The organism is Vagococcus fluvialis bH819, from assembly GCF_900163795.1.
Taxonomy (GTDB): domain Bacteria; phylum Bacillota; class Bacilli; order Lactobacillales; family Vagococcaceae; genus Vagococcus; species Vagococcus fluvialis_A.
Window position 1 is genome coordinate 22,034 of sequence record NZ_FWFD01000018.1, and the last position, 19,503, is coordinate 41,536.

The window sequence follows — 19,503 nt, forward strand, 5'->3', positions numbered from 1 at the left end:
AATTTTGTTACTTAACTAAAAAATAGGAGTGAGTGAGTTGAAAAGATTTGGTAATTTAGGAACTCGAAAAAAAGCTTTAATAATTGGCGGTTCAGTTATTGTTCTTAGTTCTGTTGGTTTGTTTGGGTTTAAGCAGTATGATACTAATCAACGTGTAGAAGCAGCTCAAGAGCTATCGACTAAAAATATTGATTTCAAGGTAATTCAAAAAGGTATTGACTCATATGTAATAGAAGATGGATATCTATCTAAGAATGTTTCAAGTGACCAATTAGAAAAAAATACTAATCAATTAAAGAAATTAAAAGAATTTTCTAAAGCTGATTATATAGATGATAATGAGCGAAAAGTATTTCTTAAAAAGGTATCAGATGCCAATCAACAAGTAGATTTAATAGCTAACAAACTTGATACTCAAAAACAACTCAATGCCTTATTCGAAGGTGAAGTAATCATTGAGAATGAAGTAAAAACTGATGGAATTGTTAAAGAAGATGTTCAATCAGTGGAGCTTGATTTGAAGGGATTTAAAACAGAAGATGATTGGTTAAAGTCAGTCAAAAAAGAAATAGAAATAGTAGGTAGTCAAATTAAGTTAAAGTCGGAAGCAACAAAATCTGTCGAAACCTTTTTTTCTCAAGATAAAGTAAAAGAAGGGGTTACTCGTAAACAATATGATGAAACAGTTAAACAAGTAAATGCAGTTAAAAACCAAAAAGTTCAAGAAAAACTAAAACTGAAACTATCAGAAGTTGACAAGGAATTAAATCGTTTAGACAAAGTTGCGAAAGAAAAAGCAGAAAAAGAAGCGAAAAAAACTGGCGGAACAGTAGAGAAAACAGAAGATGGTTCTTATACAGTTGTTCCACCTAAAAAAGAAAATGATCAAAATAGTAGTTCTGTAGCTGCACCTAGCGTAAATAATGGGACTCAAAACTATTCATCAACTGAAAACGGCTCTAATGGTCCAGCAACTAATTATTATAATGAGACACCAACGAATAATAATAACTATTCAAGTGGCGGCCAATCATCAGGCAGTGTGTCGTCAAGTAATGGTGGTTCTAATACTAGTAATGGCAAAAATAATTATACAGAACATAGTGTACAAACTAACCCTCTTACTGGTGGAAATGTGTATGGAGGAACTTTAGATAATGTTGATTTAAACAATTTTGATATTACGGATATGCCAGGTGTGGAATATTACAACGGAAATAAATAAAAAAGTAGGTAGACGATATGTGGTCTACCTACTTTTTTGTTCGAAATTTTTATCATTCGTTAGAGAAGGGAGGTGAATCTTGATGAATGAAAGGACCAAAAAACTGATGGATGATTTGGTTCGTGAATGTCAAAGGGAAGGTGCTAGTTGTGTTGTTGGTGTGATTAGTGGAAATTCACCTGTTGAAATAGTCACGGGAGGGAATGGCTTAGATGTAGCTATGATTTTACAGATAGGTATGAATTCAATTGTTGAAGCTACTGGTATTTCGTCAGAAGTCATTGGTAATTTGATAAGTAATGGAATTAATAGCGAAGGAGTGCTGGCTTATGATATGTAAGATAGAGAAAATTTTAATTGTAAGTGAGGTGTCTTGATGCAAAAATTAAGACGTTTACCTTCTTTATGGTGGCTGATAAGTTTTCTCTTTATTAGTCTTTTTATTTTTTTACCACAAGATGTGAACGCTGCGACAGGAAATAGTACGGGAAAAGCTGCGAAATATTATGGTGGTTATGAAACATCTACACCTTGGATAACTATTAATGGTATTCCAGCGTTTTGTATTAATCCCGATAAACCTTGGCCAATAAATCAGTCGTATGCAGAAAAAGTTTATTATGATGTAGGAGTATATAATATTCTGTATTATGCAGAACAAAAAGGGTATTTTTCAAAAGAAAGTACTTATGTTGATACTTTTGTGGCTTTGAATTGGTACTTAGGCCATAGAACCTATAGGGCTCAAATGGAAGATCCAACAGTAAAATGGCTATACAATAAAGCTAAAAATCCTGATGCACCTCAAGGTAAATTTGATATTCAGAATAAAGTTCAAACAGCTACTTTTAAAAGCGGAAATACTTATCAAGAAACTGGTTGGTATAAGCCAGTAAGTAGTGGGACTGGAATTAATTACACGGTGACAGTACCCAAAAATATTACTTTAATAACAAATGATAATAAAACTTACCAATCGGGAAAAGTAACACTCAGTCAAAAGCAACAATTTAAACTAAGAGCTAATGTAGATTATTCAGGAACTGTTAGTTTAAGTGCAAATACAAATGTTTTATCAAAGTACGCTTTATTATTTTTACCAACATCAGGTAATGTTCAAAATTTAGTATCGATTCAACAAAAAAATGATCCAACTACAATACCTAATATTAAGGCAACTTTTTACAAACGTACCGCAAAAGGTAATGTGATAAAAAAAGATAATGCGACAGGTGCTGGGCTTTCAGGAGCTGAATATCAAGTAAAAAATATGACTACAGGTAAAACTTGGTCGGTTACTACTGGAAAAAATGGTTCTATTTCTTGGGGTGAAGCTACTATAGGTGATAAATTACAAATCACCGAAACAAAAGCTCCCAAAAATTATATTCTTGATGCTACGCCTAAAACATTAACGGTCAAATCAGGAAATAATGATGTGACTTTTCGAAATGAAAAGATGGCTGAATTGCAGTTAAAAAAGATTCAGATTTATACGGGAAAAGCCGAAAAAGGTTTACCGATAAAGATTTATACAAAGCGGGTTCAAACAAGTACAGAAGCTAATAAATCAAGTGTAGAGATTAACGTGTATGACGCTAGTACATCAAAAAAAGTGTTATCACTACCTTATACGATTAAAGATTTACCTGAAACTGTTGAGTCAGTTATTCCGTCTAATGTGTTAACAGTCAATCAAAAAGTAACTTACATTGCCAAAATTGAAAAGATTGATTCGAAGTCTACTTTTATTACTAAAGGCTATGAGAGTGTTGATACTGAAGGTTATTCATCTTCTGAAGCTAGCTTAACAATAAAAGCTTCAGAAAAGGAAACACTTAGTTTTAAAGGTGTGGTTATGACAGAGAGAGAAGTTGGGAAAGATATTAAACGATATTATGAAACGTTTGACATGCCAACTAATAAAATTAAAGAGCAAAAAACAGGTTACGGTTTTACACGTGATTTTGCTACAACATATACAAATGATTTACAGACTAGGTTTGATTATGACTTAATCATGCAAGTTGATTCTAAGCTGGTAGATAGTTTTTATCAGGTATCAGCGAATGATACAATGAGCGACGTTCGTTTAGAACAAACTTTACGTAGTGATTTTGATGGAAAAGATAAGAGATCATTTCAGCTACCGCATGTTCATGTTGAGAAGAAAACAGGAAATATCTTCATGGATAAACAAGTAGAAAATAAAGATAATCGAATTCGTTATGAACTACGTGATGGTGGCCGTAAATTTTATGTGCCTGTATGGGGAGAATTAGGCGAATATAATATAGCGTTAAAAAATGACCAACCTGTAGGAGTCAATCAAATTAATTTTAGTGTGACAGATACTATTAATATTTACGCTCAAATGGTTGCGACACAAGATTCAAAAACTAAAGATATTGACGAGATACTTATTCAACCAATAGATTCAAAGAATGCTTTTTCTAATGGAATTCCTGATAATTTTGGTTATATTTCCAAAGGAAAACGGTATTTAACTGATGAAGAAAAAGATTTCTTTTATGAAAAGAAATCAAATGAACAGGTATTAATTACTTATCAGGGAGAAAGTGGTAAAAATATTTCGTCTGAAAAGGTAAATATCGGTCAATCTTACCGTATATCAAATGAAATACCTGTCAAAACAGGTTACTTCTTTGATGGGTGGCAATCGTCTGTAGACGGTAAAACGTATCGAGTAGGAGATATCATTAAACCCTCTGAAAACGTGGTATTTACAGCCGTTTGGACGACTAAAAAAATAGCCGTTGTTTATGATGCTAACGGTGGAATAAAGGCCCCTGTGAATGAAAATTTACAGGCTGGAACAACTTATACTATTAGTAGTGATTATCCAAGTAGAGAAGGTTTTACTTTCAAAGGGTGGAAATCCTCGCTAGATGGAAAAGTTTTGCCAGCTGGTAGTGTTATGACTATTACAAAAGATTTAACGTTAACGGCCCAATGGGAAGTTATCAAGCGGATAATAACTTATGATGATGGTCAAACAAAACAAGAAGTTACTGAAGTTCAAGGAGCTACGCACAAAATTTCAATTGCTAACCCTACTAAAGCTGGTTTTACCTTTAAAGGTTGGAAATGGGATAGATTATACAAAAAAGACGAAACGATTAAAGTAGAAAATGAAAATATTTTATTTGAAGCTGTTTGGTCAAGGAATGAAATAGCAATCACTTATATTGGAAATGAAGGTCAAAATATTCCTGATAATGATACTAGTTTTGCATTAGGAAACTATACGATTGCTAGTGATCAACCATCAAAAGTTTATTCTCATTTTGTTGGTTGGAAAAATTCAGTTGATAATAAAATTTATCAGCCTAAAGAGATTATTAAAACAGGTGAAGTTGATATTCGCTTGATAGCTCAGTGGGAAGATGAAACCTCTAGTATTATTTATGATTTTAACGGAGGTACTGGAAACTTCACTAATAGCAAACAATCTATAGGAAAAACATATAAAATTCCAACAGGAACGGCTACAAAATTAGGGTATTCATTAACTGGTTTTGAAAATAGCTATGATGGAAAAATTTATAAAGTTGGGGATATAATCGACGTACAAGAGGAAGATACAACGTTAACGGCTCAATGGGAAACAGGACGTTATCAAGTATCTTACGATTCACTAGGCGGAGATAAGACTCCCGATAGTGAAACAATTGGTTATAATCAGTTGTTTTATGTGAGAGATATTATTCCGGCAAAAGAGGGGTATGTCTTTAAAGGATGGAAATCGTCACAAGATAGCAAGGTTTATGTAGTAGGTGATTCATTTATTGTAACGAAAGATATTGTATTAACGGCAGTATGGGAGTTAAAACAATATACGGTCAATTACAACTTAAATGGCGGAACAGGAGCTGTAACTTCGGCTACTGTGAAACATGGCGAAAAACATACTGTTAGTGCTACGATTCCAACAAAAGAAGGCTATACATTCAAAGGTTGGAAATCTTCAATGGATAGTAAAATTTATGTATCAGGCAATCAAATTGTTGTTATGAAAGATATGACTTTAACGGCTGAATGGGAGATTAAGAAATATTCAGTTACTTATAGTATGAATGGTGGAACAGGAACAATTACTACCGCAACAGTTAATCATGGAAGCACTCATAAAGTGAGTTCAGTTGTACCAGCTAAAACAGGCTATACATTTAAAGGCTGGCAATCATCTTCAGATAGTAGGCTCTATACATCAGGAAATGATATGACGATTAAACAAGATACAACGTTAACGGCAATATGGGTTATTAATCAATATACTGTTAGCTACGGTGTTTCAGGAGGAAATGGTTCTGTTAGTCCAGTAACGGTTAATTACGGTAGTAAGTATCAAGTGAGTTCAATTGTACCAACAAAAGAAGGCTACAACTTCAAAGGTTGGCAATCTTCTGTAGATAACAAAATCTACTCTGTGGGTGATTCTATTGAGGTGACAAGTGATGTATTCCTTCTTGCTGTGTGGGAACTAAAACAGTATACAGTATCATATAACTTAAACGGTGGAACGGGACAATTTAATTCTTCAACAGTGAGTCATGGAACGCTCCATACGATTTCTATTGAGATTCCTAAAAGAACGGGTTATATCTTTAAAGGTTGGAAATCATCAACAGGTGGAAATGCCAATATAGGAGGTAAGTTTACTGTTACTGGAGATACGATTTTAACGGCTCAATGGGAATTAAAAACTTATTCGATTAATTTTGTTGGAACTGATAATAGTAAAATTTCCCCTGAATTCTTATCACTTAAGAGTGTACCAGGGAAAACTACTGCTAAACATGGAACAAGTTACACCTTAGCAGCAACTAAACCACGTCGTATTGAGTATACTTATGAGTTTACATTTACGGGTTGGAAAGAGAAAAACACTGGAAAAGTTTACCAACCAGGTTCTAAATTAACAATTGATGGAGATAAAACTTTTGTGGCTCAATGGAAAACAACAGGAAATATTCATATTGTTGTATATGGTGATACACTTTGGAGCTTATCTAGAAAATACTATGGTGATTCTCTTCAATACAACAAATTGAAAACATTAAACAAACTTAAAACGGATCGAATTGATGTACATCAAATATTAAGATACAAATAACTAGAAGCACCTGACATTTTTCTTATAATGTGAGGTGCTTTTTTATTGATTATAGTATGAAAGGAAAGGATGTTATGAAGTCAAAATTACAAATTAAACGTGAAAGTTTAGGCATTTCTATAGATGATTTAGCAACAAAAAGCTTAATGTATGGAGAATGTGGTTCATTTGGTCACATGATATTAACTATAAAATCAATAGAGAAAGGTGAGTTATTGTGTACCAAACCTCGTAAAACTTATGAATGGGCATGTTTAGCTGAAGCTTTGGGGTGCTTAGTAGATGATATTTATTATTCATTTGAGACCAGGATAAAAAAATAAACGGTCAAAACGATTAAATTGGAGTGAATTATGAAGATGGCAAAAGTAAGAGACGATATTTTATTAACTGCAATAAATGGACTAGAAAATAAAGATTACAAAGCAGCTCTTGAAGAAATTATGATGTTAGCTACTCTATCTGATAAACAAACAGCGTATAAGAAAGGTTTTGAATTAAGTTCAAAAGCTAGAGATCTTGTGACAATTGAAGATATTAATCTAAAGTATTACAAAGCAAAATATGGTTATCTTAACAAATATCCAGTTATTCAGTTAACGTTGGATTACATTCAAATGCCAAGTCAATTCTTTTTAGAAATATATCGTTTTGAGTACATTCCAAAGGAAAAAGTTATGAAAGAAGTTAGCGAATTGATTCAATCTATTCAGTTTAAAAGAAAACTTTTTTCTACTTATGGCGGTCAAATGGATTCTACCTTAAATTTGTTTAAAACAATCTATGCGTAAGATAAGGAGGAAATAAGTGAAAAATACAGGTCTTTTAATTGGTTTTGGTAGTTTTCTATTACTGGCAATCTTTGGTTTTTGTTTCTATCTTTTTTCAGCAAATAGAGAAGATTTTAAAGTGCAAGAATTAAATGTGATGGCAAAAAATGAGCTAGTTTCTAATTTTGATTATTCTTCTAGAATTACTGAAGGAGTTAGTTTTTTTGACCAAGAAGCTTTTGAAACTAAAGTTCGCTCAGGTATTCCCAAAAATTTTAAAAAAGGTTCGCAAGTTACATTTACCTATTTAAAAGAAGCAACAGGAACGGTTAAGAGCGTTCGAATTGTTGTAAATGAAGGGAAAAATATCTACCAAACAACGCTATTAGCTAATATTAATGAAGGAAAGGGGAAAGAATGAAAGAAGTATTAAATATGTTGTATGAACAACAACCTAATTTAAAAGAAACACAAAGAGTTACTGAGCAACAGCTGGAACGAGAAAAAGTGATGAAAGAAGTCATAACAGCTGTAAAAAAACATATTGATTTAAAGCACCCTGAATTAAAGATTGCTTCATTGAAGAATCAAGAAAAAAGGGAAGAGTTAGAGAAAATAGTTCGTCAAATCGTCTCACAAAAGAAAGAATTGTCAGAAGATGAAAAAAGAAGAATTATTCCTACTATAGTTGGTTTTGGCTTTGTTGAAACGGTGCTTGCTCTTGATCCTACCGCAACAGATATACGCTTTAATGGAACTCAGGTTATTATAGAGAATCCTAATAAGAAATATTTGTATCCTCACCCTGTCGAAGAAAGAGAAGTCCAGGCATTAATAAATAGATATGCTAACTTTTCAGGTGATAATTTTAATAAAGAACACCCTAATTTACCTGTTCAAATAGGAAACGTTAGGGTAGATGCCATTCATAAATCAAATGCTCCTTATGGAACAGTCTTAGCTTTAAGAATTAGTCGAAAAAATATGGTTTATTCTAAGGACTATTTTTCAATTGGTCCTGATTCTGTTAGAAAATTATTATTGGCTTTTATATCTAGCCATTTAAGTATCTTTGTAGCTGGTGAAGTAGGTTCTTCTAAAACAGAATTACAAAAATATTTAGTAGAACCGATTCCGTTTGACGAAACTATTTTTCTAATTGAAGAAATTCCGGAAACGCATTTAAAAGAATTATATCCGGATAAAGATATCTCTAGTACAGCCGAACAGGGCGGAAACATGACGATTTCAAGTTTACTGAAGGCTTCCAAACGTCAAAATGCCACGTGGGTTATTTTAACAGAGGTACGTTCATCTGAAGCCTATCATCTAGTTCAATTGTTAAAGAGTGACCATAAGGTTATCTCAACAATGCACTCTAAGTCTGTTTATACGATTCCGTCAACACTAACAGGAATGATTGCGGAACATTACCCTATTAATGAGGAAAACTATATCAGACAAATTCATGAGTCATTAGATATAGGCATTCAATTAAGTAAGAGAAAAATCAATGGCAAAACGTATCGTTGGATAAAAGAATTGTGTGAATATACAAAAGATGGCGTTCAAATGATCTTTACTCAACGATTAAATGCAAAAGGGGAATTAATAGCTACATATTATGGTCTGTCAGATAACTTGAGAGAAGTTATTACAGATTATGGAAAAGAAAGTGAAATACTTGATTTTGAAAAAGAGTGTCAAGAATTTCATAAGAAAATGGGTGAGTAAGTGGGAACGGTAGGGAAAAAGAGATATAGCATTGATGAATTAAGAGCTTTTAAGCTCGCTTATGGCCGTTCAATTCAAGGTGAAGATTATCTTATTAATATTATTATTCCAGCTATCTTAGGTGGTGTAATGGCTCATTTGCTATTGCATTATATTCTATTAACAATTGCTATGACCATTTTTGGTGGTGTCTATGGCTACTTTATTTTGTTTCCAGCTAATATCAAGAGATTTTATGAAAGAAATTCATTCGATCAGCGAAATAAATTTGTAAACAATATTACTCAGGTTATGTCAGCACCCTCTATAACTGTCTATGTGGTTTTAAATGACATGATAGATTTATATAGTGGTGAATTTAAAGAGCGTTTAATCGTTCTTGTTTCTCAATTGTCAGATGCTTCTACTGATGAATATCATGAGTATTTTCAACAATTCGCTTCTTATTATGATAAAGATGTAATTTTTACTCAGTATATAGATATTTTAGAAACAAGTTCAGTTGAAGGAACTAATAATTTAGAGTCATTAAAGAAAACAACAACTTTTCATAATGATATTAAAACATTTAGAAATATGTTAGTAGAAAATAAAAATAGAGCTCTTAAATATGCGAAAGCGGGGCATTCATTAATTTTATTACTAATTATTGCATGTCATTTTAGGATAGAACCAATTACATTTGAAAATTACTTAAAATACTTTAGTCACCATCCAATAGGTTGGGGAGTAAGTATTTTTTATTTATTCGGTGTGTTGCATACTATGACTCATTTTATGAAAACATATTTTGATGATGATGTCTTGGAGGTTGATATGTAGTGAATAAAGTTCAATTATTTATCATAAAAACAATGGAAAAAGATTTTTTAGAAAAAGCAGAATTTATTGGTTATTCAGAAGAGGAAGCCGTAGGGTTGCAGTTTAAACGACTTATGATGTCTTTGGTTTATCTGTTAATTGCTACGTTTTTCTTAACTCAAAAACTTTGGACTGCGTCTATTATATTTATTGTTCTTGGTTTTTTTGCTTATAAAACAAGATACTTTCGAATTCAATCAGCTTACAAAAATGCCAGGTACAATCAACAAATTTCTTATTCTATTTTTACTCGTTTAGTTGATACGTATTTAACTAGTGGTGAAAGTTTATATACGATTTTTGGGAAAATTTCTACTCGGTTAAAATCAAAACAATCTCAATCAAGTATTGCTCGTTTGATGGGAAAAATTCAGGAAGATCCTGAAAATAAAAAAGCTTTTCAAGAATTTGGTCGTGAGCTTTCTGTGACAGATGATGCTCAAAATTTTATGACAACGTTGTACTATTCACAATTTACAACAGATGATAAATCAGTTGTAAAGGAGCTAGGACAGATGGCTGTTAAAGAGGTGTTAGATACAATTGGTGAAATTGTTGAGATTAAAACGAATCAAATTGAAAAATTTGGACGAATATTTTTGTATGTGTCATTGATATTAATTGTGGGAATTTTAATGGCATTTGCAGTAATGCACTTTGATCAAGTTATGACACCAATGCAACAATAAGGAGGAGGAATAAATGAGACAAATTAATGCGAATATTATTCACTATCTTCTTTTAATTATTTTTATTTTGTGTGGTTTATCTGTGTGGGACGTGGGTATTCAAGTTAGTAAATTTTCAAATTACAGAAAAACAGTTAATGAAAACGTCGCTAGATATGGTGGATTAACACCTACTGCTATGGAAAAAATAAACTCAAATAGTAAAACTTACGCTGACAATCGCTTTTCTATTATTTCAAATGAGTTAGGAGTTAAAAAAAAATATGGTGAAATCATCAATTATCAAATTAAGCAAGAATATGAAATAAAAATATTAATCAATAAAAAAGTCACACGTTATACAGATTGTTCAGTTACAAGTGAGGTCAGATAATGAAAGAAATGATTTACGAAGTAGGTTCATTTGTTTTTTTAGGAATAATTATTGTCGCTCTATTAGGAGCGTTACACCATTTTTTCCCACATTTAATAGAAACAATTAGTCAGTATTTAAGAGGTCGAACTCCTAGGTATTGATTTTTTTTTGCAATTGAAGGGAGGTGAAGAAGTTGAAAGAACTAATTCAAGAGATTGGAATGGCATTATTTGGTTTAGCATTAGCAATCGTTGTGTTTCAAATCGCAAAAGTAGGTGTTACTGGTGCTACAAACAACATGTTTGATTTTATGACAAACGCATTTAAAGTAGTACAAAAATAACTTAAAGAAAAGGAAGATTATACATGAAAGAATTAATTCAAGAAATAGGAATGGCATTATTTGGTTTAGCATTAGCAATCGTTGTGTTTCAAATCGCAAAAGTTGGAGTTACTGGAGCTACAAATGACATGTTTAAATTCATGACAGATGCTTTTACAGCTGTTCAAAGTAAATAGTATGGTGCTTGGTAGATGAAATATACAAGACCACTCCAACGTGAAGAAATAAAGAATGAGTTTAGTATTGGTTCACACCCAGCGACGATTAAAAAAGTAAAAAATATGTTTTCAAAAAATACTGGTGCTCCAATGTTTAGAATGTTAGTGACAGGTGAAAACGAAGAAGAAGCTACTCATTATTTGGTTTTTGGGAATTCATATACAGAAAGTAATGTTAATTTCTTACTTGCTAGTATTGAAGATAACGGAGTCGATATCCCTGATATTGACTTCGGTTTTAACCCTGAAACACTAAATTTTTTAAAAGGAAAAGCGGTTTATATTGAAATCAAGGAAACAGAATATAACGGCAGTAAGCAGAATAGCATAGATAAATTCTTAAATTTAAAAGAATTTGAAGAAAGTGATACATCAACTGAAGATAGCAGCGTGTATGACGGATGGGAAGATTAGGAAAGAGGGATAAGGTATGGCAACAGTTGTTAAAATAGTACAAATTGCTGGCACAATATTTGGTGCTAGTGGACTAATCGGTTTATTAATCGGTTACTTTAATTTTCAATCAGGAACAAAACATGAAGATCCAATGAAAGCTGAAAAAGGGTCTCAACAAATGCTTTGGGGAGGGGCTTCAGCAATGATTGCAACTGGTGTTGTTACTGTAATAGTTCAAGCCCTAAATGCAATAAGATTCTAAAGGGGGCAAGGTAATGCACATTCCTAAAGGAACACTTAACCAGTTATTCAAATCATTAAGTTCCTACAACCCTGTAACTAATCAAGCAATGGAAAAAATAGCGACTGTCCTACAACCTGTAGGAATCGCTATTTTAGCCATTCTTTTTTTATTAGAATTACAAAACTATTCTAAAAAATTTGATTCAGAAGAAGGTGGCCTGACTGCTAATGTTTATCTGAGTATTGCTATGAAATATTTAGTTGCGTATTTTTTAATCATGACTTCAAGCAAAATTGTAGATGGTGTTGTTTGGTTCGGTATTCAGACGGCCAAATGGATTAACTCAGTTGTAGTAGTAACAGGAACAAATGACGTTATTAAACCACTAGCGAAAATGAAAATGTGGGAAAGACCTATTCCGTTTCTCTTTAGGATATTAACCTATATTTCAATGGCTTTTGCCAGTTGGACGTCAAAGATTATCATTTTTTTAAGAGCAATAGATTTATACATTATAAAAGCTGTTGCACCAATAATGGTTGCCTTTTTTGTTCATGATGAATTACGTTCTATTAGCATTAATTTTCTTAAATATGTAATGGCGGTTGTATTTCAAGGAGCATTATTAATATTAATACTTGGTTTAATACCAATACTTACAGCAAATGATTTTTCAAGTTTTAATTCATTAGATGGTTCTGTTTGGCAGAATGCTGGAGCAATCATTAAGAATGTGATTGAGTACGTTGGTCTAATTTGTAAATATGTCGTTATTATTATCCTACTGATTGGTTCACAACGAAAAGCAAAACAATTAATGGGGGCGATGTAAGATGGCAATGCAAAGTGAATTTCAACGAGATATATCTCAAATGGAAAAAAAATTATTTGGTGTTTCGCGTCGGCAATTTAAAGCGGGCGTTTTATTAGTTATTGTAAGTGGAATTGTTGTAGCAGAAGCTTTTATTTTACCCGATTGGTCATTTCATATAGTAGCCGTATTAACGGCTCTTTTATTGGGGGCTTACCCTATGCTGCTATTGTTGGACCGTTGGAATGAAATAAAGCGAAAAATTCAACTTTATTTTATATATGAAGATTGTCATTATTTAACAGGTCAAATTAGGAGGTATGAAGCAAGTGAATTTATTCAAGACAGTACAATCAAAGAAACAGATAGGATTTAAAAAAGCTAGTAATAATGACGAATTACTAGCTAAAGAGGTAGCGGAGAAAAAAAGATTAGAACGTATTAAACTACAGACAACGCCTACAACACAAGGAGCTATTAAATACACGTCCCAGTTTGAAGAAGGGCTGATGCACATAGTAGGTGATGAATACTCTCAGATGTTTAAATTAGGTGAAGTTGATTATGAAGTTTCAACAGATGAAGAACAGTCTAATGTAGTTATCGGTTATGCTGAAGCCTTGAATAAACTAGATAAACATTCAAGGTATCAGCTTTTAGTAATTAATCGTGCTGTTCCTGAAAATTTAATTGATCAGACGCTACTACCATATCAAGCTGATAAATTTGATAATTACCGAGAAGAAATTAATGAAATTATTCAACAACAGTACGAGAAGGACGAGCGTAACTTTCAAGTAGACAAATACGCTATATTTACTACTGCTAGTCATTCTAGAAAACAAGCAAGTAAAAATTTAGTCACTCTTGCTAGTAATTATGTGACACAATTTGATGATAACGAAGTAGACTTATCTGTTGAAAAAATATCAGGACTAGAGCGATTAAAGGTAATGGCTTCATTACTTAAGCCTGATGATTATTTTATTTCTACTTATGAGGATATTGCTGTTTCGGGCCTTTCTAGTAAAGCTTTTATCAGTCCTAGTAAAATGTCATTTCCTCGAGGAAGAGTCTTTTTTAAATTGGGAGAAAAGTATGGGGCTATCCTATATATTAAGCAATATCCTAAATACTTAGAAGATACTTTAATTCGTGAGATTACTAGTATTGGTCGTGAAAGTGTTATTAGTATTCATGCTAGACCTTATGATATGAAAGAAGCCAAAAAGAAAGTGCAAGCTGTTAGTATTCGTAATGAAACAGAAATTGCTAAACAACAAAAAAGAAACTTTAAAGCTGGTGTTTCTGAGGATATGGTTTCGGGAGAAGCGAAGGAAATTAAAGAATCAACTGAATCTTTAAGAAAACAATTTAAAGAGGATGGTCAAAAGTTATTTTCAGGAATCTTTACCGTTATGGTTTTAGAAGATGATGAACACTCTTTAAAACAAGCTATTCAAGATGTTAAAGATGTTGGTTCATATCATGATGTTTATTTTGAAACGATTGAGGACTACAAAACAGAGGCTTTAAATACTATCTTACCAATTGGGAAACCATATTTAGATGTTGAAATGAATTATATGCGTGATATGACTTCATTTAATGTAGCAACGCAAATACCATTTTCAAATGTTGAATTACAACACCCTACAGGCCATTTTTACGGCACAAATCAGTTAACTAATAATATGATTACAGTTGATAGGAAAAAAGGAATGATTGCACCAGGGGGGCTAATTTTTGGTTCTTCGGGTTCAGGAAAAGGTATGACGACAAAATGGGAAATTATCGGCTCTAAGTTAAGATATCCAAATGATAAAACTATTATAGTTGATCCTGAGAGTGAGTATTTAGAATTAGCTAAAGAGTTTGGGGCTGAAATATTGGATATTTCAACCGGAACGAGTAATCATTTAAATATTTTAGATATGGCTGATAAATCTCTTCTTGATGAAGAAGATCAAAGCTTGGACCTAGTGAAGGAAAAAGCCAATCTTTTAGCTACTTTGTTTGAATCTATTTTAAAATCTTTTACAGATGAAGATGCAGCGATTGTTGATAGAGTAACAAGAAAAACTTATGAACAATTTGAAGGGCAGACAAGAAACCCTACCTTAGTTGATTGGCATAATATTTTACTTAACGAGCCGGAAGATTCAGCAAGACTTCTAGCAACTAAGGTTGAACCTTATACAATAGGGGCTCAAGATATATTTGCACATGAAACGAATATTGATTTGAATGCTAATTTTATTGTTTTTAACATCAAAAAATTAGATGCTCGTTTGAAACCATTTGCTATGAAAGTTATTCTTGACCAAATTTGGAAGCAAGTAGTTGATAATCAAGGAAAAACAACCATTCATTTATATTTTGATGAATTACAGGAAAACTTTGATACAGAAGAAAATTCATTATGGTTTACAAGTGTTTGGGCTAGAATTCGTAAATATGGAGCTATTCCTACAGGTATTACTCAAAATATTTCTACTTTATTAGATAGTGCAGCAGGTAGGAAAATGGTATCAAATAGTGAGTATATCGTTCTATTACGTCAAAAACCCGTTGATTTATTGCGATTAGAGGAAATGATTCGATTACCGCCTAAGTTGTTAAAATACGTTGGTAATAGGGTGGAACCAGGAACTGGTTTGATTTCTGCTGGTGGTGTGATTGTTCCTTTTGAAAATTCAATACCTAAACATACTGACTTGTTTAGAATTATGAATACAGATGCGTAACATACGAGAAATAGCTGATATATCAGCATTTTTAAAAATAATATTAGTCTAAAATAGAGCTTTTAATCACTAGATTATAAGGCTCTTTTTTTGTTTTAAATGGAGGTCTTATTGATTGAAAGCTCAAAATAAAAAAGATAAATTACTTAACAAAAAGGAACAGCCTAAAATAGAAAGTAAACACGTAAGAAGCCGTGATATCAATAGACAGTCAGTAGATTTAACGGCAAAACATCATCATACAAGTTCAGCAAATGATTCTAATGGCCTTTTAAAAAGCAAGGAGCTAGTTACTGAAACTCTTCAAGGAAAACAAAATCAATATAGAAATGCTTTGAATACTGAAGAAAAATACAATAATTTATTACATTCTAAGCTGAAACCTACTGATAAAGGAATTATGGCTCATTCAAAAATTCTTAGAAAAGATACTGAAGGCATAAAAGAAAAATTAAAAAGTCAGAAAAATGATTTAAAAATATATTCCAATGTTCCTAAGAGAGAGTTACTTCAGGCTAAAACAGATAAAAAGGAATTGTTACTAGAGGGAATTAATAATCAACAAACCCTAACACCTAAAGAAGCTAGAAGAGAAGCTAAGAGCAATTTAAAAGTAACTCAAAAAGAATATAAGTTAATGCGAAGCGAAGTGAAAAAAGAAAGTAATACTTTAAAAAATGCCATTAACAACGAAAAAAACTTATCAAAAGAAGAATTAAAAGGACTTAGAGATAAGAAAATAGCCTTAAATCGTACAAAAATGAATGTGAAAGTTAACAAAAAATTAGTAAAACATTCAGTGAATAATGATCCTTTTGCCGTAAGAAATCAAGTCAAAACAGAATCTAAAGCACGTATAAAGCAAGATTTAATCAATAAAACAACAAGTCCAGTCAAACAAGACGATACGTTTGGTGAAGCAATCAATCTTGTACAACAAACCAAACAAGCCAATATGCAAATGAGACAAGCGTTAAAAGTCACTAAGTTAGCTGGTAAATTATCAATGAAAACAGCTAAAGGTAGTTATGGCTTAGGAAATAAGACTTATAACCTAGTTAGAGGGAAAGGCTTTTACAGAACACCACCTCATTTAACCACACGAGCAGAACTTATGAAGAAAGCTAGAAGGTCTCAGAGACGATTAATGGCTTATTCTAATCAAAAAAAATTTCAATTTAGTTTTGAAGTAAATAAAATGGTATCGCAAGCAAGTAAAGCCTTATCAACAGCTGTAAAGGCTGTGGCTACAAACCCTATCACGTTAAGTGTTTTGGGTTTTATACTAATATGTTTAGTCGTTGTTGGAATTGCTTCAGGCAATCAATACGCTATAAGTCAGACTGAGGAAGATTTAACGGACTCATGGGCATATATGACAAAACTAGATACAGATCATAATGACGATTCTAATACATTTTATACCAATTTTAATGATGTCATGTTTTACATGAATTATCGGTTTGAAGATTACCAATTAGATGAAAAATATTCTCTTACAAAAACATATAGAAAATACTTATCTACTATGTGGTCCAAACTAAACGGAAGCAGTCCAAACTATGAAATTGTTTCAATGGACTCCTTAATTAAAAATAAAAAAAGCTCTTATTATCTAAATAAAGAGGACTATTCAGAATACAAAGAAAACAAGTCTGAATATGGTTATTTATCTTTGGATGGTCAGCTCTCTTTTCCGTTTAAAACAAAAGAATTAACGGTAACTAGACGCTTTGGCTATGAAGGAAAAGGGAAGAATGCAAAACTTTTTAATCAAATAATAGTAAAAAGTGAGCCAGGAACTGATATTGTTGCCCCTATGTCGGGAACAGTATCGAAAATAACAGGAACTGATTCAATAGAGATTAAGTTGTCAAAAGACCATAAAATAATTTTAAAAGGTGTTAATAATTCACGTTTTATTGGTGGAGAAACAATTACTGAAGGAGCATACATAGGTAAGGGAACAGATGCCACACTCTCTATTAAATACTTTTCGTATCAGTCAGAAGAAGCTAAGTGGAAAGCCGTTAATCCAGCTTTCTATTTTCCTAAAGTTATCTATACACAAGAAACATTATTAGGTAGCGATTATGATTCTATGTCGTTATCTCCACAAGTGATATCCCTCATACCTAAGTTTAAACAAGCTATGAAAGAGGTTGGTATGCCTGAAAAATACTTACCAATTGTTTTAGCCGTTTGTATGCAAGAAAGCGGAGGACGAGTGCCAGATGTGATGCAGTCCTCGGAAAGTCTAGGTTTACCTAGAAATACGCTAGGAACAGATGCCAGCATAAGGCAAGGTGTTAGGTATTTATGGGGAAATATGAGGTTGATTGGCTTAGAGTTAATAAATAAGGATGATAAATACGTTAAAACAGCTGTACAGGCATATAACTATGGTGTTGGTTTTATCCCTTATACAAAATCTAATAATTATGCTTTTACAGAAGAATTAGCAACTGGTTTCGCAATGATGATGTCAGGTGGAACAGGTGGTTATGGGGATTCTAAATATGTCGCTCATGTGTGGCGATATATAAGTTCAGGAGGTCAAAAAAACCCAGGAAATGGTCAATTTTCTTATCCATTGCCTAATCGTCTTGCTAGTATATCAGGGTTTGACTATCGAATTAACCCTAAAACGGGAGTAGCTGAATTCCATACAGGTTTAGATTTTGCCGTTGGTTTTGGAACTGAAGTTTATGCAGCTGAGGACGCTGTAGTTATGAGAGCAACCGACGTTGGCGATACTTATGGAATCAATGTGGTTCTTAAGCATAAAAAAGGTAACTATTGGACGAGATACGCACACTTAAGTAAAGCAATGGTGTCTGAGAATGGAACAGTTAAGAAAGGCCAATTAATTGGTCTTGTAGGTTCTACAGGATTAAGTACAGGACCACATTTACATTTTGAAGTTATGACAAGTATGTATGCTGGTCATGTAGATCCACGTGGCTTTATAAAATAGAAAAGGGGGAAAGGAAAGAGAAAGTTCTTTCCTATTACATTTATGGTAGATATTCAAAAACTTAAATTTGTAAAAAAAATAGTGATTATTTTAGCTTGTTTTTTACTCTTTACTACGGGGTTTTTATTAGGTTCGAATATAGGGAAAAAAGAGCCTAAACAAGTAAAAACAGAGAATAAGAAGAGTGTAGACAAGGAGATTAAAAAAGAATTAACCACTAAAGTAGTTAATGATTTTTTGACAGCTTATTACACAAAAAAAGATGTTGGTGAAAATAGAAATCGTTATGAGCCGTTGGTTTCAGTAGCAATGTTCAACGAATTAAAAGCTCAAGAAGAACAACCAATTAATCAAGCATATAAAGGTTATATCGTTAATCAAGTTTTCGATAGGGCAGATATTTATGTAGATACAGTCAAATCTACAGCTGTTTGCCTAGTAAATTATACGTATACACACCGTTCAGAAAAAAATACTGATAGAAATGCTTTACTAAATCAGAATGAAACTGAAGCAATAAAAATTGAATTTCTTAAAGAAGGAAAGAAATTTATTGTTAACAAAATTGATTATGTTTCGTTAACAGAGATAGATAGTGGTGGGTACAATAATTACAAAATCGAATTAGATGAAACAACTCAATTTTCATCAAGTGATAGTACTTCAGATGAAGAAATGATTACTAGTAATGACAAAACAATAACAACTACGGAGGAAACAAATAATGTCGAAGAAAATTAAAGATGCAGAGAAAAAATGTACTCGTTTAGGTGCTGAATTGGAAAAAGCTAAAGAAAATGTGAAAGAAGCGGAAACAAAGCTTGCGACTAAACAAGATGAATTTGATAGAGCCAATATGGATCTAGTTAATTTATTGTTGGTGGAACACAAGTTAACAATTCAAGATTTACCTGAATTATTATCAGAATTATCTTCAGAAAATAAAAATGCAGCAGTATCTTCTCAACAAGATACTTACTTAAACTAGAAAGAAGG

Annotated in this window: 21 protein-coding genes; all 21 read left to right on the forward strand. The window is 32.3% G+C overall.

Annotated features, from left to right (window positions below; all coding sequences use genetic code 11):
* Window positions 1–37: 37 nt before the first annotated feature.
* The 21 genes from FM121_RS13000 (at window position 38) to FM121_RS13085 (ending at window position 19,495) form a co-directional block, all read left to right on the forward strand.
* A complete protein-coding gene (locus FM121_RS13000; RefSeq protein ID WP_086952618.1) occupies window positions 38–1,225 on the forward strand; it encodes a hypothetical protein in 1,188 nt (395 codons plus the stop codon).
* Window positions 1,226–1,307: 82 nt separating this feature from the next.
* Window positions 1,308–1,565: a hypothetical protein gene (locus FM121_RS13005; protein WP_086952619.1), complete on the forward strand. Its 258-nt coding sequence runs from the start codon at window positions 1,308–1,310 to the stop codon at window positions 1,563–1,565.
* A gap of 36 nt (window positions 1,566–1,601) precedes the next feature.
* On the forward strand, window positions 1,602–6,362 hold the full coding sequence (locus tag FM121_RS13010; RefSeq protein ID WP_086952620.1) for an InlB B-repeat-containing protein: 4,761 nt from the start codon (window positions 1,602–1,604) through the stop codon (window positions 6,360–6,362).
* 74 nt (window positions 6,363–6,436) lie between these two features.
* A complete protein-coding gene (locus tag FM121_RS13015) occupies window positions 6,437–6,685 on the forward strand; it encodes a hypothetical protein (protein ID WP_086952621.1) in 249 nt (82 codons plus the stop codon).
* A 36-nt stretch (window positions 6,686–6,721) separates the two neighbouring features.
* Entirely contained in the window at window positions 6,722–7,153 is a 432-nt protein-coding gene (locus tag FM121_RS13020) for a hypothetical protein (RefSeq protein WP_143597087.1), read from the forward strand.
* A 16-nt stretch (window positions 7,154–7,169) separates the two neighbouring features.
* Window positions 7,170–7,553, forward strand: coding sequence for a hypothetical protein (locus FM121_RS13025; RefSeq protein WP_086952623.1), 384 nt, complete (start codon window positions 7,170–7,172; stop codon window positions 7,551–7,553).
* Window positions 7,550–8,866, forward strand: a complete 1,317-nt coding sequence (locus FM121_RS13030; protein WP_086952624.1) for an ATPase, T2SS/T4P/T4SS family — start codon at window positions 7,550–7,552, stop codon at window positions 8,864–8,866. The genes FM121_RS13025 and FM121_RS13030 overlap by 4 nt, the downstream gene beginning before the upstream one ends.
* Window positions 8,867–9,688 carry a hypothetical protein gene (locus FM121_RS13035; protein ID WP_086952625.1) on the forward strand — a complete coding sequence of 274 codons (822 nt, stop codon included), beginning with the start codon at window positions 8,867–8,869 and terminating at the stop codon, window positions 9,686–9,688.
* Window positions 9,688–10,416: a hypothetical protein gene (locus FM121_RS13040; RefSeq protein ID WP_086952626.1), complete on the forward strand. Its 729-nt coding sequence runs from the start codon at window positions 9,688–9,690 to the stop codon at window positions 10,414–10,416. The genes FM121_RS13035 and FM121_RS13040 overlap by 1 nt, the downstream gene beginning before the upstream one ends.
* Before the next feature lie 13 nt (window positions 10,417–10,429).
* Entirely contained in the window at window positions 10,430–10,789 is a 360-nt protein-coding gene (locus FM121_RS13045; RefSeq protein WP_086952627.1) for a hypothetical protein, read from the forward strand.
* Window positions 10,789–10,932 (forward strand): hypothetical protein, encoded by a 144-nt coding sequence (locus tag FM121_RS14490; RefSeq protein ID WP_179203879.1) that lies wholly within the window; start codon window positions 10,789–10,791, stop codon window positions 10,930–10,932. The genes FM121_RS13045 and FM121_RS14490 overlap by 1 nt, the downstream gene beginning before the upstream one ends.
* A 32-nt stretch (window positions 10,933–10,964) precedes the next feature.
* The gene (locus FM121_RS14495; protein ID WP_179203880.1) at window positions 10,965–11,114 is read left to right on the forward strand and encodes a hypothetical protein; all 150 of its coding nucleotides are present in this window, start codon (window positions 10,965–10,967) and stop codon (window positions 11,112–11,114) included.
* 23 nt (window positions 11,115–11,137) lie between these two features.
* On the forward strand, window positions 11,138–11,290 hold the full coding sequence (locus FM121_RS14500) for a hypothetical protein (protein WP_179203881.1): 153 nt from the start codon (window positions 11,138–11,140) through the stop codon (window positions 11,288–11,290).
* Between the two features lie 15 nt (window positions 11,291–11,305).
* A complete protein-coding gene (locus FM121_RS13050; RefSeq protein ID WP_086952628.1) occupies window positions 11,306–11,746 on the forward strand; it encodes a hypothetical protein in 441 nt (146 codons plus the stop codon).
* A gap of 16 nt (window positions 11,747–11,762) precedes the next feature.
* Entirely contained in the window at window positions 11,763–11,990 is a 228-nt protein-coding gene (locus tag FM121_RS13055; RefSeq protein ID WP_086952629.1) for a hypothetical protein, read from the forward strand.
* A 13-nt stretch (window positions 11,991–12,003) separates the two neighbouring features.
* Window positions 12,004–12,804, forward strand: a complete 801-nt coding sequence (locus FM121_RS13060; protein WP_086952630.1) for a type III secretion system protein PrgH — start codon at window positions 12,004–12,006, stop codon at window positions 12,802–12,804.
* Between the two features lies 1 nt (window position 12,805).
* Entirely contained in the window at window positions 12,806–13,159 is a 354-nt protein-coding gene (locus FM121_RS13065; protein WP_086952631.1) for a type III secretion system protein PrgI, read from the forward strand.
* A complete protein-coding gene (locus FM121_RS13070; protein WP_086952632.1) occupies window positions 13,113–15,530 on the forward strand; it encodes a VirB4-like conjugal transfer ATPase, CD1110 family in 2,418 nt (805 codons plus the stop codon). The genes FM121_RS13065 and FM121_RS13070 overlap by 47 nt, the downstream gene beginning before the upstream one ends.
* A 115-nt stretch (window positions 15,531–15,645) precedes the next feature.
* Entirely contained in the window at window positions 15,646–18,507 is a 2,862-nt protein-coding gene (locus tag FM121_RS13075) for a lysozyme family protein (RefSeq protein WP_086952633.1), read from the forward strand.
* Between the two features lie 237 nt (window positions 18,508–18,744).
* The gene (locus tag FM121_RS13080) at window positions 18,745–19,248 is read left to right on the forward strand and encodes a hypothetical protein (protein WP_143597088.1); all 504 of its coding nucleotides are present in this window, start codon (window positions 18,745–18,747) and stop codon (window positions 19,246–19,248) included.
* The gene (locus tag FM121_RS13085; RefSeq protein WP_086952635.1) at window positions 19,232–19,495 is read left to right on the forward strand and encodes a hypothetical protein; all 264 of its coding nucleotides are present in this window, start codon (window positions 19,232–19,234) and stop codon (window positions 19,493–19,495) included. Before FM121_RS13080 ends, FM121_RS13085 begins: the two co-directional genes overlap by 17 nt.
* The last annotated feature ends 8 nt before the right edge of the window (window positions 19,496–19,503 follow it).

Excerpts from the sequence above, each read along its gene's own strand:
- FM121_RS13005 (WP_086952619.1), top strand. The coding sequence starts at position 1,308 with ATGAATGAAAGGACCAAAAAACTGATGGATGATTTGGTTCGTGAATGT.
- FM121_RS13010 (WP_086952620.1), top strand. The coding sequence starts at position 1,602 with ATGCAAAAATTAAGACGTTTACCTTCTTTATGGTGGCTGATAAGTTTT.
- FM121_RS13015 (WP_086952621.1), top strand. The coding sequence starts at position 6,437 with ATGAAGTCAAAATTACAAATTAAACGTGAAAGTTTAGGCATTTCTATA.
- FM121_RS13020 (WP_143597087.1), top strand. The coding sequence starts at position 6,722 with ATGGCAAAAGTAAGAGACGATATTTTATTAACTGCAATAAATGGACTA.
- FM121_RS13030 (WP_086952624.1), top strand. The coding sequence starts at position 7,550 with ATGAAAGAAGTATTAAATATGTTGTATGAACAACAACCTAATTTAAAA.
- FM121_RS13045 (WP_086952627.1), top strand. The coding sequence starts at position 10,430 with ATGAGACAAATTAATGCGAATATTATTCACTATCTTCTTTTAATTATT.
- FM121_RS14490 (WP_179203879.1), top strand. The coding sequence starts at position 10,789 with ATGAAAGAAATGATTTACGAAGTAGGTTCATTTGTTTTTTTAGGAATA.
- FM121_RS14500 (WP_179203881.1), top strand. The coding sequence starts at position 11,138 with ATGAAAGAATTAATTCAAGAAATAGGAATGGCATTATTTGGTTTAGCA.
- FM121_RS13050 (WP_086952628.1), top strand. The coding sequence starts at position 11,306 with ATGAAATATACAAGACCACTCCAACGTGAAGAAATAAAGAATGAGTTT.
- FM121_RS13055 (WP_086952629.1), top strand. The coding sequence starts at position 11,763 with ATGGCAACAGTTGTTAAAATAGTACAAATTGCTGGCACAATATTTGGT.
- FM121_RS13060 (WP_086952630.1), top strand. The coding sequence starts at position 12,004 with ATGCACATTCCTAAAGGAACACTTAACCAGTTATTCAAATCATTAAGT.
- FM121_RS13065 (WP_086952631.1), top strand. The coding sequence starts at position 12,806 with ATGGCAATGCAAAGTGAATTTCAACGAGATATATCTCAAATGGAAAAA.
- FM121_RS13085 (WP_086952635.1), top strand. The coding sequence starts at position 19,232 with ATGTCGAAGAAAATTAAAGATGCAGAGAAAAAATGTACTCGTTTAGGT.